Here is a 16,964-nt window from a genome sequence, read left to right as displayed (position 1 = left end):
CTGAAACGGACCTGGCGTTGCTATTGGATAGGGAAATCCAGGCCGTTGCTGATCGCTTCAACGGTACACCTCACAAGCCCCTGAACTATCGCCGCAGCAAATAGGGGTAATTCTTGTGTCCGGGCGCTGGCCCTTCGACAAGTTTGTCTGTGGAAAATGGTGTATTCACGAGGTGCCTGAGCGGGGTGGCCACCCCGCTCAGGCGGCGGATGTGAAGCCGTTCGACAGGCTGACGACCGATCGCAATGCCCTCCTGCCGGAGAAGATCGCGCAGCATCCGACCGCCGGCGAATGGGAACTCCATATGCAGCTCGTCGATCCGCCGCATGATGGCCAGATCGTTAGCCGACACCGGCTTGGGCAGGTAATAAATGCGGCCGCGACTGATCTCCAGCTCCCGGGCCTGCCGTCCTAACGGCAAAGCGTGCGAACGATCGATCATCGCTTTGTGCTCGGCAATAGTCCCGCCTTCCCGAGCCCCTGACAAAAAATTGTTCACCAGCGTCAGTTCGCCAATCTTGGCGTGGAGCGTCTTCAGGTCAATCGTCGACTCCATCTCCTCGCTCCGCGTCTCACTGCCAAATACACCGGCAGCCCCTTCCAGAAGCTGACCACGCCACTGCGTGATCTGATTAGGGTGAACGTCAAACTGCTGCGCCAGTTCAGGCAGCGTCTTTCGCCCTTAACGGCGGCCAATGCCACCTTTGCCTTGAAAGCTGGGCTGTGCTTCTGGCGGGGTCGTTTGCTCATCTCTACTCCTGTCACGCGGCCCCCATGGCCGCCAGGCAGAAAATCCACTTATCGCACTGTGCAGTTTTGTTCGGCCACCTCTATCCGATCAAAATGGCCTTTTCCAAACTCAAGGCAATCCTGCGCAAGGCTGCCGCACGAACTGTTGCCGACCTGTGGGATGCGATCCGCGACGTCCTGCCGCGCTTCACCCCAATGGAATGCGCCAACTACTTCTCTACCGCCGGATATGAACAAGAGTGATCGGATTCTGCTCTAGCGCTGTTCGCGAGGCGACTGAGCGCCCAATGTCTAGACTGCTCTCCCCTGAGCAAATATTCCGGCGGGCGTCTCGACGGCACCGCTGGGCGTAGGGCTGAATGGAAACGTTCTCCAGCGGCGCACCATTAGCCTCAACAAATTTGCAAGGTTTGACGACAACGATACCGCATCTGTTCCCAACGCGAACATGGCTCCAACGATCAAATTATGGGCGAGCCAAAATGGAGCCCCCACGAGGAAAAGACCCTTCATACGCGTCGTCGATGTCTGCAAGCGGGCCAGACTACCCAGCGAACTACCGGTCAACGCCAACGCCGATGGTATTCCGTGCCATGTTATGACCGATAGGAAGGACAACACAATGAGGCTGGCGCCATAGAGTCGCACGACGACATAGCGGTCACGCACCGATGCCGAGACGAGGAGTTGCGCGCAAGAAATGAGGCATGCCACCGCCGCAGTGGGCGATCCCAACATTAAAAAATACACCGCAAACGCGGCAGCACCCACGCTCTGAATTTTTACGACTGTCCTGTAGTCGCTGAAGAACGGCCAGATAATGACGCAAAAAAGCGCCACGCAACCGAAGGCGGTGGCAATCACGACTGCCACCGCTCGGTTCTTCCAATTTTGATCTGCGTTTCGCGCTCAACCTGTGATTTTCTCATGGCTGAAGCGTGAAGGAACGAGGTTAATTAGCCTTTAATGGGCCTTATAAAATCCCCTCCTTAAGGCTTCTTTTGGATCGCTGTCACCTCACCGGCGCTGCCCACAAGCGTGACATCAAAATCGACCTTGTCGCCCACCTTCGCCGCGTCGGTGATGGCGGACGCGGCCTTGAACGCCATCGTCATCGCTGGCCACTTAGCTTCGGGGATGGGGCCATGGTTGAGGGTGATCGTGCCGGCAGCCTTGTCGATGGCGGTGACCGTGCCATGACCCTTGGCCATGATCGACGCGGGGGCCGCCGGCGCCATCGCCATGTTCCCCATGTCTCCACTCATGGCTGCAGCAGGGGCCGCCTGATTGGTCTCGACCGCAACGGGTGTTTCCGCCTTCTTGCCGCAAGCGGCAGTCAAGGCGGCCAGGCCGAGGGCAATAGTCAGTCGTGCATGCTTCATGGTTTTCTCCGTCTTTATATAAGGGGTTGAGATGTGGGCTTGCTCTTTGGCCGCCGGAGCAAAAGATAGGCGGCAGGAAGCACGAACATGGACAGCAGGGGCGCGGTGAGCATGCCGCCGATCATCGGCGCCGCGATCCGGCTCATCACCTCCGAGCCGGCGCCCGAGCCGAGCAGGATCGGCAACAGACCGGCGAGGATCACCGCGACCGTCATCGCCTTGGGCCGTACGCGAAGCAGTGCACCCTCACGCACCGCGGCCTCTACCTCGGCTGCATCCGGATCGGCGACCCGCTCCTCAAGCGCGTTCTTCAGATAGATCAGCATCACCACGCCGAACTCCGCCGAAACGCCGGCGAGCGCGATAAACCCGACGCCGGTCGCGACCGATTGGTTGAAACCTAGGAAATAGAGAATCCAGATGCCACCTGTGAGCGCAAACGGCAGCGTGCCCATGATCAGCGCGGCTTCATCGAACCGGCCGAAGATCATGTAGAGCAGCACAAAGATGATCAGCAGGGTCGCGGGCACAACCAGCTTCAGCTTGTCGACCGCACGCTCGAGATATTCGAACTGGCCGGAATAGGCGATGCTGACGCCCGGCGAGAGCTTGACCTGCTTCGCCACCGCGCGCTGGAGATCGCCGACGACCGAGGCTAGATCGCGGCCGCGGACATCGACATAGACCCAGGTCGAGGGCCGCGCATTTTCGGTCTTGAGCATCGGCGGCCCTTCAGCGATCGATATGTTCGCGACCGTGCCGAGCGTGATCTGCTGCCCCGATGGCGTCAGGACCGGGAGCGTGCGGAGGCCTTCCAGGCTGTCGCGCACCTCGCGCGGGTAGCGCACGCTGATCGGGTAGCGGGCTAGGCCTTCGACCGTTTCGCCAATCGTCTCGCCCCCGATCGCACCCGAAACGATCGCCTGCACATCGGTGATGTTGAGCCCGAACCTGGCGGCGGAAGCCCGATCGATGTCGACATCGACATAGCGCCCACCGGTCAGCCGCTCGGCCAGCGCCGAACTGACGCCGGGCACGGTCTTCGCCACCGTCTCGACATCATGGGCGATCCGGTCGAGCTGGACGAGATCGGACCCCGACACCTTGACCCCGATCGGGCTCTTTATGCCGGTCGCCAGCATATCGATGCGGTTGCGGATCGGCGGCACCCAGACATTGGCGAGGCCGGGGAGCTTCACCGTGCGGTCCAGTTCTTCAACGAGCTTGTCGGGCGTCATGCCCGGCCGCCATTGATCGCGCGGCTTGAACTGGATGGTCGTCTCGAACATTTCGAGTGGCGCCGGATCGGTCGCGGTCTCGGCACGGCCGGCCTTGCCGAATACGCTCTCAACCTCGGGCACGGTCTTGATCAGCCGGTCGGTCTGCTGGAGCAGTTGCGAGGCTTTCGCCGCCGACAACCCGGGCAGCGCCGAGGGCATGTAAAGCAGGTCGCCTTCGTCCATATTGGGCATGAACTCACCGCCGAGGTGTGTGAGTGGCCAGGCCGTGGTCGCAAAGACCAGCGCCGCGATCAATAGCACGGTCTTGGGTCGCCGCATCGTCCAGTCGATCGCGGGCCGGTAGATGTTGGTGAGCCAGCGGTTGACCGGGTTGGATTGCTCGGGCGGGATCTTCCCGCGGATCAGCAGACCCATCAGGATCGGCACCAAGGTCACCGATAGGATCGCCGCCGACGCCATCGCGTAGGTCTTGGTGAAAGCGAGCGGCGCGAACAGCCGCCCTTCCTGTCCTTCGAGTGTAAACACCGGAATGAAGGAGAGCGTGATGATCAGCAGGCTGAAGAACAGGGCGGGGCCAACCTCTGCGGCGGCTTCGGTGGTGACAATCCAGCGCATCTCGCCCTCGAGATGCTTGCCCGGATGATCCTGTTCCCAGTGCTCGATCTTCTTGTGGGCATTCTCGATCATGACGACGGCCGCATCGACCATCGCGCCGATCGCGATGGCGATGCCGCCCAAGGACATGATGTTGGCATTCACCCCCTGGAAGCGCATCACGACGAACGCCGCCAGCACCCCCAGCGGAAGAGTGAGGATCGCGACCAGCGCTGAACGGACGTGCCAGAGGAACAGGCCGCAGACGATGGCGACGACGATGAACTCTTCGACCAGCTTGTGGGTGAGATTCTCGACTGCGCGATCAATGAGCTGCGAACGATCGTAGACCGTCACCACCTCGACGCCGGGTGGCAGGCTCTTTTTCAGTTCGGTGAGCTTGTCCTTGACTGCGGCGATCGTTTCGCGCGCATTCTTGCCCGAACGCAGGATCACCACGCCACCGGCGACCTCGCCTTCGCCGTTCAGCTCGGCGATGCCGCGTCGCATCTCGGGGCCGATCTGGATGGTGGCGACATCGCCCAACCGCACGGGCACGCCACCGGCGCCGGTCCTGAGCGGAATCGCCCGGAAATCGTCGAGCGTCTTCAGATAGCCCGAGGCGCGAACCATATATTCGGCTTCGGCCATCTCCAGCACTGAGCCGCCCGCTTCCTGATTGGCTTGGCTGATCGCCTCTACCGCTTGGCTGTGGGTGATCCCGTAAGCGGCCAGCTTCACCGGATCGAGCAGCACCTGATACTGCTTGACCATGCCGCCCATGCTGGCCACCTCAGCGACGCCGGTCACGGTCTTCAGCTCGTAGCGCAGGAACCAGTCCTGAATCCCGCGGAGCTGCGACAGGTCGTGGCGGGCGGTGCGGTCGACCAGCGCATATTCATAGACCCAGCCAACCCCGGTGGCGTCCGGTCCCAGCGCGCTGCGGGCGCTTGCCGGCAGCCGCCCCTGCACCTGATTGAGATATTCCAGCACGCGGCTCCGGGCCCAGTAGAGATCTGTGCCGTCCTCGAAGATCACATAGACGAAGCTGTCGCCGAAGAAGGAATAGCCGCGCACCGTCTTCGCGCCGGGAACCGACAACATGGTCGTGGTCAGCGGATAGGTGACCTGGTTCTCGACGATCTGCGGCGCTTGGCCGGGGTAGCTGGTGCGGATGATGACCTGCGTGTCGGAGAGATCGGGGAGCGCGTCGATCGCGGTCGATCGCACCGCCCAGACGCCCACGCCAATGAGCGCCAGTACGCCGATCAGAACGAAGAAGCGGTTCCTGACCGACCAGCGGATGAGATGGGCGATCACTGGCCAGCTACCTTCGCCATGCGACGCACCGTCGGCCCAGCCGGAGGTTGATCGAATCCGAAACGGACCCGATCGCCGGTCTTGAGGCCGCGCGCGACCTTAGGATCGGGAAGCTGGAAGGTCATCGTCATCGCTGGCCAGCCGATAGCCGGCACCGGCTCGTGACTCAGTGTTACCGTATTGGCGGTGATCTGCTCGATCTTGCCGACAGTCTCGTAGAGTCTGCCGATAACGGCGGGATTGGCGGCTATGGGCGCGCCACCCCCGATCGGCCGCGCCTGGACTCCGGACAGGCTCGCCTCGGAGTCTATCAGGAACTGGCCCGACGCCACGATCTTCTCACCCTCGCCCAGGCCCGCCAGGATCTCAGTCTGGCCCCCGGATTCCCGCCCGGTCTGGACCTCAGCCGGCCGATAGCGGCCCTTGTCGAGCGCGAGCATCACCAATGTCCGCTTGCCGGTACGGATCAGCGCTTCGGAGGGCACCAGCAGCGCCGGTTGCGTGACTCCGCCAAACGACACGGTGGCGAACATGCCGGGACGCAGGCGTCCGCTGCGGTTGGGCAACTCAATCCGGACGGTCAGCGTCCGGCTGTCGGCTTGCGTCTGCGGCAGGATCGCTGAAACGCGGCCTGACAAGATCTCGCCGGGAAATGCCGCGAGTGTCGCCCGCACGGTTTGCCCGGGTTTGAGCGGTCCGGCGATCGCCTCGGGCACGGCGGCATTGAGCCAGACAGTGCCGAGACCATTCACCTCTGCGAGCGTCTGTCCTGCCGTCAGTGTCATGCCGGCCCGCACGCCCAATGTTTTGACAACGCCGCCGATCGGCGTGGAGATCGTGATGACATTGTGCGGACGGCCGCCGCGCTCGACCGACGCGATGGTGCCAGACGGCATGCCAAGCAGCATGAGTCGCTGGCGGGCCGCCTGGGTCAGTGCTGCGTTGCCGGTGCGGCGCACCGCGAGAAACTCGGCCTGCGCCCCGCCCCACTCCGGCACCAGGATATCGGCGAGCGGCGCCCCCGCGCCGACCACGTCACCCGGCGCGCGACCATAGACTCGCTGCACGAAGCCCCCGGCGCGTGCCTGGACGACCGCGACATCGCGTTGGTTGAAGTCGATTGTGCCGGTCGCGGTGAGGCTGCTAGCCAGCTCGCCGCGTTGCACCGTGGCGATCCGCAGACCGAGCGCCTGCGAGGCGGAAGCGTCGACCGAAATGCCCGGCACCTGCGCGCTTGCTCCGCCCTCGTCCGCATACCGAGGGATCGTCTGCATCCCCATGGATGAGAGACCGGGGCCCTCATGGTGCTCGGCCGGTATCATCGGATCGTACCAATAAAGAATTTTGCGCGCTGCCGGCTTTACGGCCCCACCATCTTTTGTGCCCTGGAAGCCCGCTAGAGCGAACCCGAGACCGCCGGCAGCAAGCGCAAGAGCAGCAGCTGCGCCAAAGAGCCACCCGCGGGCTATCATAACCTGGCTCATCGATTTTCGCTCCGGTAGGTGAGTGTCAGCCGCGCACCGTCCGCGGTGACCAGGGCTTCACGATCAAGAGTCGTGATGGTGGCATCGGCCAGCGCGGCATAGGCGTCGGCGATATCGACGAGACTGGCACGACCAGCCGCATAACTGGCGGTTTCCAATTTCACGCGCTGCTCAGCGAGCGGTTGCAGTGTGCTCTGCGCACGCATCCATTGCTCATGGTGCATGACATGGTCGGCGATATCCGCATCAAGGTCGGCGGCGAGCGCGCGCCGCGAGGCCTCGCGTTCAGCCAGCACTCGTCCGGCATTTGCCTGGGCTGCCGCGATCCCGGCATTCTGGCGACTGCGCGTGAAGAACGGCAGGCTGACTGTCACACCGGCCGAGACATAGTCGCCGAACCGGGGATCGCGGCGCTGGTAGGCCAGGTTGACACCAAAATCGGAACGCCGGCCGGCATCGGCTACGCGCACATCGGCACCCGCCTGCCCGGCCTGGGCATCGATCATCTGGATGGTGGGGTGGCGGTCGAGTCCTGCGCGCAGACCCGCTGCGTCGACCGCAAAATCGGGGATCGGTCCGGCGATCTCCGGCGCGGGGTCTCCGGTCCAGCGGGTTAGCGTCGCGCGTGCCCGCGCCACGTTCGAGACGAGTTCACTGCGGCGATCCTGCATCGCGGCGACGGCTTGGCGCCCTGCAAGGGTCTGCGCCGGGCGCGCACCTCCCGATGCGACCGCGCCCGGCGTCGTTCCCACCACACGCTCGAGACGGGACAGAACATCGTCGAGCGCGGCAAGCCTGCGCTCGGCATAGGCCAGGTTGATCCAGGCTAGCGCGGTGCCAACCTCGACCGTGCGCGCCTCGACTGCGGTACCAGCCTCGGCCGCCAGTATGTCGCTGTCGGCGCGCGCCTGTTGCGCATGGCGCTTGGCGAGATTGGGAATGTCCTGGGACACGCCGACCCGCGCCATGCTGAAATTGTCGCGCTGCGGCTCGAACGCGAGCGGTCCCGATACCGGGAAACTGTCGATCCCAACTGCAAGCGTCGGATCAGGCAGGGCGCCGGCCGCGCCGCGCACGGAACGGGCGGCGTTGGCACCGAGCGCCTTCGCCTTGAGCGACGGCGCTTCCTGCCGGGCGCGCTGGAGGGCCGCGTCGAAGGTGAGCGGCTCGGCGAAGGCAATGCCGGGGATTGCCGCTAACAGCGGCATACACAAAAATAATCGCATGGAGATCTCCTGATCGGAGGTTCAGGCAAGCGTGGCACACCAGGCATGTCAGTGGCGGCAGGAAGGGGTATCCCGCCGCCACTGCTGGCCTAGCCGTCTATGCGACCTGAAGCGGCCAGAACCTGCTGCTAGCCAGCCGAGGCGCCGGACGGAGACATCATGCCATGCATCTCCTTCATACAATCCGCGGAGCTCATCTTCATCATGTCGCAGTCGCAGTTGGCCATCTTCGCGGTATCAGGCACCCAGACGCGCCGCTGAGCCGGTCCCGTGGCGCGCGGGCCATATTGGGGAACCGACTTCCACTCATAATGACCGGATTGTTGGCTGTGGTCGGGCTGGCCGGCGAATGCGGCGGCAGGCGCGGCAAGGGCTACGCCCAGCAGGGCGTAGAAAACACGGTTTTTCATGACTGTAATCCTTTGGCAAATCATCGTGGTAGCCGCAGATCGGACAGGATGTTTGAGTGCGCGATAGGCGCACCGATCCTGTCAGCCTGACGGCTGTGGTCGATCAGCCAAGGATAGTCGGTGGTTCAGGCTCGGGGGTCAGATCACTGCCATGCAGGGTCGACGTCGTGGTCCAGAATGCCATAGCTCCGTGAGCCACCGGCGATGCCGGGACGCGCGGCGCGTCGCGCAGAACCATCGGAACGACACAGCCCATTGATGCGACGCAGTCGAGCGTCAGCCCCTTGCAGGGCTTGCCCGAGGGCTGTTGTTTCTGAGCCATCGCATTCATGCAATCTGCGCTCATTCCCGAAATCGCCATCGGCGCGGAAACCGGGGCCGGGTTAGAGGCATAGGCCGCCGCTTGGCCCATGAGGCCAACCAAGGCTCCCAGCAGGAGGAAGAGATGCAGTACCCGTTTCACAGCCGTTACTTCTTACACCCGTCCTTATCGTAGAACAACGACATCATCGTCCGCCATGACGCGCAAAGACATGCTGTCCACCTGGACCGAAGGCGACGACATTATAGGGGTCCACGTGTTGCCCCGGGACTTCCATCCCCGGCGAGCCCATCGGCATCCCGGCAACCGCAAGTCCACGCACGCCGCGCGGCTTCTGGGCAAGGACGCGCTTCATGTCGGTAATCGGGACATGACCCTCGAATGCCATGCCGTCTACAATCGCTGTATGGCAGGATGACAGGCCCGAAGGAACGCCTTGGGTCCGCTGGAAGCTGGAGCGCTGGCGATCGTCGATGATGGTTACTTGGCGCCCGAACTGCTTACGCACCTGCGCCGCCCACTGCGCGCAGCAGCCACAGCCCGGATCGCGGTGAACCACGATAGGCGTCGCCGCCGCACTGGCGACAGACACCGATGCGGGGATCAACGATAATGCGAGTTTCAGTTTCATATCATCCTTCACCGCACTCACTCATCAAGGCGACTGTTCATATTACGCACGAGTACCGCTTACCCCTCAAAAATGGCAGACGGTCGACGGATGACCATGGCGATCACGAACCGGCGTTTGTGAATGGGCAAACCAGGGTCTTTGCGGACCTCTCGCCCTCGCGTCGATTGATGCAGACGAAAAGCATTGTTGCACCTGCAGTAGGTCCACATTTCGCTCCTCGACGATCCGGTCGCGCGGCCATAAGTTGGCTAGTTCGAGTCCCGCCTTCCCGACAGGCGTAACTTATCCTTTCCTGTTCAATTCCACGTCGAGCAGAGCGACCCTCAGATCACATATTTGTCCCAGCTCGCATAATGTTCAGCGCTGCGCTTGCCGCGCGGAAGGCTGAGACCGACGAGGGCGAGCCCTATGATCACCGAAACGATCGTTCCCAGGTGGCCGGCCCCCGTCAGCAGGAAAGGGGCAGCAACCAGCCAGGCGCCGAGCGCGCCATTGATGAAGCGCACGGCGCGGGCAACTTCGGCGGTGGCGATGATCGCGACGGTGATGACCAGGGCACCAATGACATGGTCGCTGTTCGCCATGGCGCCCTCATTGCCCAGTGTCACCCGCGTGAGCATGAGGAATGCGCCGAGCGCGATACTGACCGCCAGCGTCCACGGCAGGGTCAGCCCCCGCTTTGCATCGGCCCAAAATGCGGCAGGCGACGACATCAGGTCGGAGGCGTCCTCACTGCCGGCCTCGCTCGCGTCGCCCTGGAAGAAGGTGCGAATCAGCGGCTTGCCGCGGCATTTCGCCCACACAAGGAACTGACCCATGGCGATGACCTCGTCGAGCGCGAAAGGGATCATGATCAGCATGGCGAGGGCGGCGATCAGCGCCAGCGTGCTCCAGGTGCCAATGACGATGGGCTGGCTGATGATGAAATAGATGCTGACCACGCCGAGTGGAATGACCAGGATGCCGAAGAAGGTCACCATCCACGGCATCGTGCGCCAGCGGTCGCGGGTGCCCATCACCGCCATCAGGATCTCGAGCACGTAGCTGATGGTGCCGAGACCGCCGTCGGGAATCGGCCACGCCTTTGACATGTTAGACGTGATGATCTCCTCGGTACCATTGCGCGGATCGCTCAACGAGCCGACAAAGAAGGGTTCCCAGACGCTATCGATGTGGCCCAGTTGGTATGCCGTCAGGATGCGCGAGGTAAGAAGACCTATCAGACCCATCACGACGATCGGCAGCCGCTGGGCATCGGTAGACGGGGAATAGGTCCAGCCGGGTGGGATGTTCTTGGGGTCCATCATCCCTGCCATGCTCATACCCGGCATCATCGGCACGAGCACCGACAGCGCGATCACAGCCGAGCCGATGAGCAAATCGTTGTTGTACTGCGCCGCGCTCGGGCTCCAAAAGATCAACGGCGCGAACAGCAGCCAGATCCCAACGAATGCGACCGCCCACTGAGCCCACGTCTTGGTGCGTGGTACAAGCGACAGCGCACCGAACAGCGCGATGGCAAGCCCGCTGACAAGATCGCTTACGGCCAGCGCGCTTGCACGCCACTCGATCGACGGCAGACCGCGATCGACCGTTACGAACCGCGCCGCCTCACCGACGCGCTGCGCGGTCATGGAGTCGTAGATGAGCGGGCTCGAGGCGAGCCACAGACCGAGGCCGATGTTGGCGTAGAGCGCCCAGCGCGCACGGCGCTCGTCGCGGTCCATCATGGCCATGTGATCGCCATGTGCACCGTGGCTGGACATCGCCATGTCCCCAGCCCCGTGCCCCACAGCGGCATGATCCATGTTGCCATGGTCCTTAGCTCCGTGCTCCATGCCGGGCATCGCGTCGGCTGCCGCTTCAGGCGGGTTATGGTCCAGCTCGGCCGGCTTCGGATCGGACTTGTCGTTCCAGGCGACGAGGTTTTCGTTGAGCTTGTTGTTCCGGTACCAGGCGCGCGGGTGGCGCTTCAACGCCGCAACGATCGTCGGAAGCGTTTCGCGAAGACTGTGCTTCGGCTCCCATCCAAGTAGCGACCGTGCGCGCGAGATATCGAGAATGTAGTGGTCGTTGCTGCTGTCGATCATCCAGGGCTGGATGAAATCGTCGTCGCCGAGTGCCTCGTTCTGAAGAACGATACCAGCCTTCGCGAGCGGCTGCGGGATGCGGATCGTCTTCCAGCCCTCGCCGTGGAGCGCCTCGCCGACGATGTCCTGGATTTCGGCGTAGCCGGGGGCATCGGGTTCGCCGATGAGCAGGGGCAGTTCAGACGGAAGATCGTGCCGCCGATCGACCAGGCGCACCACGGCTTCCGCCAGGTCATCGCGGTGCACCGATGATTGCGCCGCGCACAGCATGCCAGGATAGAAATGCGAGATCAGGCGGTGCTCGTAGATCTGCGATATCTGCTGTGCGAGGAACGCTGAGCGTCCCTCGTCGGCATAGACTCCTGCGGGTCGCAGGTAGACGACGGGTATCCGTCCGTGACGCTCGTGCAGCAGCGCCTCTGTGTCGACTTTGGACTGCGGGTACGCCCAGGAGGCACCGATCGGCGATTCCTCGTTGATGCGCTCCTGCGGAGTGGCGGTCGGTTTATGGACCAGCATCGTGCTGGCGAAGACGAATTGCTCGACATCGAACGACTGGAGTCCGTCGATCAGCCGCCGTGTCCCTTGGACGGTTACCTTGTCGTAGAGCGGATTGGGATCGCCAGAAATGTCATAATACGCGGCGAGATGAATGACGGAAGCAATGCGGTTGCCGTATCGCGCGCGAACCTCCTCGAGCGCAGCGTGAACCGCTTCATCCGAGCCGACATCAATGTCGATAGCGGCGGCGGGCGGTGGTGGCTCGGGCGGACCGGCGCGATCGAGACCGACGACCGTGTAGCGCTCGCCGAGCCGGGCGATCAGGGCCGCGGCGATAAAACCGCTCGCTCCGGTGACGAGGACGATCTCAGAAGCGCCTTTGGCGCCACTCGGACCGCTGCGCTCGATGTCGGTCATACTTCCACCATCCTGCTTCTTTCGCGAAGAGCGTCGATCGCTGGATATTTGAGCAAGATGCGCATGACGAAGCCTTTCCGACAGTACCCGATCATGTGCCCATCCTGTTTACTTCGAAGAACACACCTCAGGAAATCGGCTTTCGTGTATCTATTCCGGTGCTTTCGTCGGTTTGCGGTGGCGGGGGCGACGCACCGCGATCGCGATAGGAGGGCAGGTCCGGAGCGCCATCCGGCGCCGGGTTAGCTTGCAGGCGCGCGATCATCTGTTTCATTTGGGCGATCTCGCGTACCTGCGCGTCGATGATGCCATCGGCCAGCTTTCGAACCTCGGGGTCCTTGATGTGCGCGCGCTCGCTGGTCATGATCGCAATCGAGTGGTGCGGGATCATCGCCTTCATGTAGGAGACGTCGTCGACCGTTTCCTGGCTCCGCACCAGCCAAAGCGCTAAACCAAAAATGGCAGCGCTACCGAGCAGGATGCCGATATTGAGGCGGGTGTTCTTGTACATGCCCCACATGAAACTGAGCATGATCACCGCCATGACCGCGCCCATGACGAGCGCCATCCAGGTGCGCGTCTGGCTGAACTGGACATGGCTCAGCGCATAGGTGTTGAGATACATCAGCCCGAACATCACGACCGTAGACGTCGCAATCATCGCCACGAACCGGCCATAGCCCATGCCTATGCCCATGCCATTCTTCTTGTCTTCCATTGACCGACTCCGTCCTACCTCTAGGCTCCTCACCCTCCTCGGCTGCCAAGGGGGCATGCCTGCAACTCACTTCATACCCAAAGGGATCCAAGATCACCTGGAGTATGACCGGGAGGATGGACATTCAACTTTGATCATAGCCGGGTTTCCGCTGCGCCGTACCTCTGCATTGTTCAGCCAGGCTCTTGGGCGGCGACGCTTAACCGGCCAAGTTCTGAGGGCGCCCTGATGTCGACCGGCTTTGTCGCTATCAATTCCTTGAGCGGCCCGAGCAGCTATGATGATCCTGTTGCATACTGCGGGCGTGAGTGATTTGATCCTTGTACCGCCCGACGGCACCCTGGACCGCGAGAATCGCCCTAATTTACAGGCCATCGAGTACGCGTACCCCTTATCGCCAGAGCACAACCCGCTAGTAGCGGGAGCGTATCAAAAGATGCGATTAGTGCGACGACGTTTTGGCACGGGGTTTGCCCGGAGCTTTGATGGGGCTTCGTAACATTACGCATATTGAGTCGGGAGCCGGGTCCATAGTCTTGGTGGCGAAGAAAGGTTCTTCACCGCCAGTTTTCCTCGGCGGGTCTTGTAAACTCAGCCAAGGAGGCTTCCACCATGTTGCTCAAGAAGAAGATCACCATCGCGCTTGCAGGCCTCGCCGTGCTCGGCGCCGCGCCTACCTACGCCCAGGGCATCGGCCACAGCTTTTTCATGCGTGGATCGATCGTCGGCAAGGACACGACCGGAACGGTCGTTTGTGTGGGTAAGGCCGACGGCGCGACCGTAGGCCAGGTCCTCGAGGTCTACCGTGTGGAAAGCACACCTGGACCTTCGAAGACCCCCGGCGCGGGCTTCCGGCGCGTGGCCGTCGGGCACGTCAAGATCGATCACATTTTCGATGACCATTTCGCGCATGTGAGCATCGCCGACGGCACGCCGAAGGTCCACGACATCGTCGAACTCCGCAGGAAATAAGTCGGCAGCGGGGACGGCGACCGCCGTCCCCACCATCAACGCCACCTCGCTGCAGAACGAGACCGGCACGATCGCTCGCAACCAAGCGACGAACACCGGCCTGGGTGCACGAGACATGAATTGAAAGGAATCGAGATGCGCTTCAAGAAGTCAATATCGATGGCCATGGCGAGTATCGCCCTCGCCGGCGCGGTCCCCGCTCTGGCGACCGGCATCGGCCACAGCTTTTTTATGCGTGGATCGATCATCGGCAAGGACACGACCGGAACGATCGTGTGTGTCGGCAAAGCAGATGGCGCGACAGTCGGACAGGTGCTTGACGTCTATCGCGTGAAGACGCTGCCCGGCTCCGGCTACAAAGGAAGCGGCCCCGCTTATCGCCGAGACCTCATCGGCCACGTCAGGGTCGATCATATATTTGACGACCATTTTGCGCATGTGAGCGTCGCCGACGGCGCTCCCGCAGTTCACGACATCGTCGAGCTCCGCAAGAAATAAGGGCGTGCCGGGGAGGGGCTTGCCGCTCCCCATGATGCCTGATGGCGGCCGCAAGCGACGAAAAGTCGCGCGGCCTTTGAGCGGACAGGAGAGCGGCGATGATCGACCGACGTCCAAATATTTCTCTTGACCCTGGACCTAGGTCCAAGCGGCACTGTGCCTCCGAGACTTGCCATGTCACGGCTTAGAATCGGTGAGCTGGCCGAGGCTGCCGGCGTTCGAAAGGACACCATACGTTATTATGAGCGCACCGGCCTGCTCCCCGCTCCGCAACGGACCAGTGCAGGATACCGCGTCTATCATCCTGCAGACGTCGAACGCATCAAGTTCGTTCGCGCTGCACAGGGGCTCGGTTACACCCTCACCGAAACGCACGCGCTCCTGCTGGTGCGGGCCGGAGACGCCCTCGCCGGGTCGGATATCCTCGCCGTCACGCGGGTCAAACTGCGCGAAGCACTGGTCAGGGTGGAACAGCTCAAGCTTATCGAAACAGGCCTTGAGCAGCTGGGTGAAGCGCCCTCGCACGAAGCCGAAAGCGACCCTTGCCCGATCCTCTTTCTGGTTCGGGACGGGCGGCTGTCTCAATTGGCCGCAGATCAGCCAGAACAAATGTCCGTGGGAGAGGACCACACCACCTGCACAGGGAAGGACTGAACATGAAATACTCTATCTCGCTGGGATTGCTACCACTGGCGCTGCTCGGCGCTTGCGCGACCCTTCCGCCGACTAGCGCGCAGATCGCGAGCTGCAAGGCCATGGAAGACAATATGGGTCTCGCGACGCCCCATGATCACAACGAGATGAAGGGACAGGGGCGCAACCCGATGAATCTCTCGCACGATCGCTGCCTGCAGATTCTCAAGCAGCAATGACACCCTGATCTGTCGGTCGAGCACGCTTATCAAGCTCGTCCGACGGGATTTGCGTTCGACCGCTCACTCTCATTCGGAGACACATCATGAAGACTCACCTCACGAATACGTCCGGGAAGATCGTCTCGGGGCTCACAGCCCTTGCGCTTCTCGGAACGCTTGCTGCGTGCGGCAAGAAGACGGACGGCACGCAAAACCAGGCTGCCTCCAATGCCTCTGCAAGCGCGCCCGGCGCTCTTGAAAACGACACCGCCGCCGCCACGGACTCTGTCGGGACCGACAACACGGCGGCCGATATGGATGAGCGCCACCGTCAGGATATGGACCACAGCGACATGCGCCGGGGTGGGCCGATGATGCCCAATGGCGCCCCGCCTACGAGCACGCCCGACAACAGTCAGTCCGCCCCGATGAAGGATATGTAAGCCGAGCAGGCTGAAAACCCCGGCACTGCCCGACCTGAGCAAGACCAATTCGAAGGAATAATGCCGCGACCTTTCGAATGGTCGCGGCAACGGAGACGCGCCATGACATATTTCACGATCGGAAAGCTGTCGCGTGCGCTCGGCATCCGTCCCGATACCATCCGCTATTACGAGCGCAACGGTCTGCTTCCTCCGCCCGCCCGGTCTTCTGCCGGTTACCGCACCTATGGCGACGCCGATCTCGAGCGCGTGCGGTTCATTCGCAAGGGGCAGCAGCTGGGTTTCACGCTTCGCGAAATCGGAAGCCTGCTCGATTTGCGCGCGTCCGACACCGCGACAACCGCCGATGTCCTGGCCATCACCGAGAGCAAGATAAATGAAGCGACCACCCGTATCGATGATCTGACCCGCATCAAGACCGCCCTGTCCGCCCTGTCCGCCCAATGCTCGATCGACATTCCCATCGCGGATTGCCCGATCCTCGCGCATCTCGCGAGCATTCCCAGGGGAAGCCCACCTGGCGACGGCGACCCTCATGCCGCCCGCGCAGTGAAGGCGTCCATATGAGACCTGTTTTGCAGCGTTTGGGTTTACTGCTGCTTTGGGCAAGTCGGCGCCAAGCGCGCGCGCTCCTCAGCCGAGCAAGTTTAGCCTTGGCTGTTATCGCTGCGGTTGGCGGCCTGGCCCAGCCTTCTGTTGCCGAGCATCTGCCCGGTCAGCATTTGGGCTCGAAGACGGATCTCATCGGTATCTGGTCATTCGACGCCCGGTCCGGGTGCAAGACCGGTACAGCCTGGGAGTTCCGGGCGGATGGATCTTATAATGAGATCAGTTTGCCCGACCGTGCACCGCAGGCCACCGGGACGTGGTACGAACGCGGTGACATCATCTTTTATTCCCTGGCGCGGCCAGAGACAGTCGCCCCGGGGCGGCCTGACAAACGCATGGTGATCATCGAACGCGAACCCGATCGCCTCGTCGCATTGGGAGGTCGCAGAGTTCGCCACGTGATGCACAGGTGTCCGTGATGACCGAGAGCCTCATTGTGGAGGGCATCCACTGGATCACGCGTGCCATCGAAGTCACCGGGACGGCGATCATCGTCGTG

Annotated in this window: 16 protein-coding genes and 2 pseudogenes; 7 read left to right on the top strand and 11 right to left on the bottom strand. The window is 62.4% G+C overall.

Going from position 1 to position 16,964, the window contains the following annotated elements; genetic code table 11:
- Positions 1-91: 91 nt before the first annotated feature.
- Positions 92-750, bottom strand: a pseudogene (locus tag CEQ44_RS24895) (transposase); the annotation flags it as partial.
- Between the two features lie 84 nt (positions 751-834).
- On the opposite strand from CEQ44_RS24895, the pseudogene CEQ44_RS23890 reads away from it, so the two are divergent.
- A pseudogene (locus CEQ44_RS23890) lies at positions 835-993 on the top strand (IS630 family transposase); the annotation flags it as partial.
- Positions 994-1,041: 48 nt separating this feature from the next.
- On the opposite strand, the gene CEQ44_RS05365 reads toward CEQ44_RS23890, so the two are convergent.
- From CEQ44_RS05365 to CEQ44_RS05320, 10 genes are all read right to left on the bottom strand, one after another.
- The gene (locus CEQ44_RS05365; RefSeq protein WP_254913917.1) at positions 1,042-1,623 is read right to left on the bottom strand and encodes a YgjV family protein; all 582 of its coding nucleotides are present in this window, start codon (positions 1,621-1,623) and stop codon (positions 1,042-1,044) included.
- A gap of 116 nt (positions 1,624-1,739) precedes the next feature.
- A complete protein-coding gene (locus CEQ44_RS05360) occupies positions 1,740-2,132 on the bottom strand; it encodes a copper-binding protein (protein ID WP_037476713.1) in 393 nt (130 codons plus the stop codon).
- Between the two features lie 14 nt (positions 2,133-2,146).
- Positions 2,147-5,287, bottom strand: a complete 3,141-nt coding sequence (locus tag CEQ44_RS05355) for an efflux RND transporter permease subunit (protein WP_088181966.1) — start codon at positions 5,285-5,287, stop codon at positions 2,147-2,149.
- Positions 5,284-6,771 carry an efflux RND transporter periplasmic adaptor subunit gene (locus tag CEQ44_RS05350; RefSeq protein WP_024018519.1) on the bottom strand — a complete coding sequence of 496 codons (1,488 nt, stop codon included), beginning with the start codon at positions 6,769-6,771 and terminating at the stop codon, positions 5,284-5,286. Before CEQ44_RS05350 ends, CEQ44_RS05355 begins: the two co-directional genes overlap by 4 nt.
- The gene (locus CEQ44_RS05345) at positions 6,768-7,997 is read right to left on the bottom strand and encodes a TolC family protein (RefSeq protein WP_088181967.1); all 1,230 of its coding nucleotides are present in this window, start codon (positions 7,995-7,997) and stop codon (positions 6,768-6,770) included. Before CEQ44_RS05345 ends, CEQ44_RS05350 begins: the two co-directional genes overlap by 4 nt.
- Positions 7,998-8,125: 128 nt before the next feature.
- Positions 8,126-8,407 (bottom strand): hypothetical protein, encoded by a 282-nt coding sequence (locus tag CEQ44_RS05340; RefSeq protein WP_024018517.1) that lies wholly within the window; start codon positions 8,405-8,407, stop codon positions 8,126-8,128.
- A gap of 103 nt (positions 8,408-8,510) precedes the next feature.
- The gene (locus CEQ44_RS05335) at positions 8,511-8,870 is read right to left on the bottom strand and encodes a hypothetical protein (RefSeq protein WP_024018516.1); all 360 of its coding nucleotides are present in this window, start codon (positions 8,868-8,870) and stop codon (positions 8,511-8,513) included.
- Between the two features lie 43 nt (positions 8,871-8,913).
- The gene (locus tag CEQ44_RS05330; protein WP_088181968.1) at positions 8,914-9,360 is read right to left on the bottom strand and encodes a DUF411 domain-containing protein; all 447 of its coding nucleotides are present in this window, start codon (positions 9,358-9,360) and stop codon (positions 8,914-8,916) included.
- Positions 9,361-9,686: 326 nt separating this feature from the next.
- The gene (locus CEQ44_RS05325) at positions 9,687-12,371 is read right to left on the bottom strand and encodes an NAD-dependent epimerase/dehydratase family protein (protein ID WP_088181969.1); all 2,685 of its coding nucleotides are present in this window, start codon (positions 12,369-12,371) and stop codon (positions 9,687-9,689) included.
- A gap of 127 nt (positions 12,372-12,498) precedes the next feature.
- Complete coding sequence (locus tag CEQ44_RS05320) at positions 12,499-13,056, bottom strand: DUF305 domain-containing protein (protein WP_037529695.1); 558 nt, start codon at positions 13,054-13,056, stop codon at positions 12,499-12,501.
- A gap of 645 nt (positions 13,057-13,701) precedes the next feature.
- Between CEQ44_RS05320 and CEQ44_RS05315 the strand changes: the two genes are divergently transcribed.
- From CEQ44_RS05315 to CEQ44_RS05290, 6 genes are all read left to right on the top strand, one after another.
- The gene (locus CEQ44_RS05315) at positions 13,702-14,061 is read left to right on the top strand and encodes a hypothetical protein (RefSeq protein WP_024018512.1); all 360 of its coding nucleotides are present in this window, start codon (positions 13,702-13,704) and stop codon (positions 14,059-14,061) included.
- 135 nt (positions 14,062-14,196) lie between these two features.
- Complete coding sequence (locus CEQ44_RS05310; RefSeq protein WP_024018511.1) at positions 14,197-14,559, top strand: hypothetical protein; 363 nt, start codon at positions 14,197-14,199, stop codon at positions 14,557-14,559.
- 174 nt (positions 14,560-14,733) lie between these two features.
- On the top strand, positions 14,734-15,213 hold the full coding sequence (locus CEQ44_RS05305; RefSeq protein ID WP_082679233.1) for a MerR family transcriptional regulator: 480 nt from the start codon (positions 14,734-14,736) through the stop codon (positions 15,211-15,213).
- 2 nt (positions 15,214-15,215) lie between these two features.
- Positions 15,216-15,431: a hypothetical protein gene (locus tag CEQ44_RS05300; RefSeq protein WP_024018509.1), complete on the top strand. Its 216-nt coding sequence runs from the start codon at positions 15,216-15,218 to the stop codon at positions 15,429-15,431.
- 86 nt (positions 15,432-15,517) lie between these two features.
- Complete coding sequence (locus CEQ44_RS05295; protein WP_024018508.1) at positions 15,518-15,856, top strand: hypothetical protein; 339 nt, start codon at positions 15,518-15,520, stop codon at positions 15,854-15,856.
- A 102-nt stretch (positions 15,857-15,958) separates the two neighbouring features.
- Positions 15,959-16,423 (top strand): heavy metal-responsive transcriptional regulator, encoded by a 465-nt coding sequence (locus CEQ44_RS05290; protein ID WP_024018507.1) that lies wholly within the window; start codon positions 15,959-15,961, stop codon positions 16,421-16,423.
- The last annotated feature ends 541 nt before the right edge of the window (positions 16,424-16,964 follow it).

It is taken from the genome of Sphingobium sp. Z007 (assembly GCF_900013425.1).
Lineage (GTDB): Bacteria > Pseudomonadota > Alphaproteobacteria > Sphingomonadales > Sphingomonadaceae > Sphingobium.
This window is presented reverse-complemented; position numbering and strand designations above follow the sequence as displayed.

Bases quoted from the DNA above. Each gene is read 5' to 3' on its own strand.
- CEQ44_RS05330 (WP_088181968.1), bottom strand. From the start codon at position 9,360: ATGAAACTGAAACTCGCATTATCGTTGATCCCCGCATCGGTGTCTGTC.
- CEQ44_RS05320 (WP_037529695.1), bottom strand. From the start codon at position 13,056: ATGGGCTATGGCCGGTTCGTGGCGATGATTGCGACGTCTACGGTCGTG.
- CEQ44_RS05305 (WP_082679233.1), top strand. From the start codon at position 14,734: ATGTCACGGCTTAGAATCGGTGAGCTGGCCGAGGCTGCCGGCGTTCGA.
- CEQ44_RS05345 (WP_088181967.1), bottom strand. From the start codon at position 7,997: ATGCGATTATTTTTGTGTATGCCGCTGTTAGCGGCAATCCCCGGCATT.
- CEQ44_RS05340 (WP_024018517.1), bottom strand. From the start codon at position 8,407: ATGAAAAACCGTGTTTTCTACGCCCTGCTGGGCGTAGCCCTTGCCGCG.
- CEQ44_RS05315 (WP_024018512.1), top strand. From the start codon at position 13,702: ATGTTGCTCAAGAAGAAGATCACCATCGCGCTTGCAGGCCTCGCCGTG.
- CEQ44_RS05310 (WP_024018511.1), top strand. From the start codon at position 14,197: ATGCGCTTCAAGAAGTCAATATCGATGGCCATGGCGAGTATCGCCCTC.
- CEQ44_RS05360 (WP_037476713.1), bottom strand. From the start codon at position 2,132: ATGAAGCATGCACGACTGACTATTGCCCTCGGCCTGGCCGCCTTGACT.
- CEQ44_RS05350 (WP_024018519.1), bottom strand. From the start codon at position 6,771: ATGAGCCAGGTTATGATAGCCCGCGGGTGGCTCTTTGGCGCAGCTGCT.
- CEQ44_RS05290 (WP_024018507.1), top strand. From the start codon at position 15,959: ATGACATATTTCACGATCGGAAAGCTGTCGCGTGCGCTCGGCATCCGT.
- CEQ44_RS05300 (WP_024018509.1), top strand. From the start codon at position 15,216: ATGAAATACTCTATCTCGCTGGGATTGCTACCACTGGCGCTGCTCGGC.
- CEQ44_RS05295 (WP_024018508.1), top strand. From the start codon at position 15,518: ATGAAGACTCACCTCACGAATACGTCCGGGAAGATCGTCTCGGGGCTC.
- CEQ44_RS05325 (WP_088181969.1), bottom strand. From the start codon at position 12,371: ATGACCGACATCGAGCGCAGCGGTCCGAGTGGCGCCAAAGGCGCTTCT.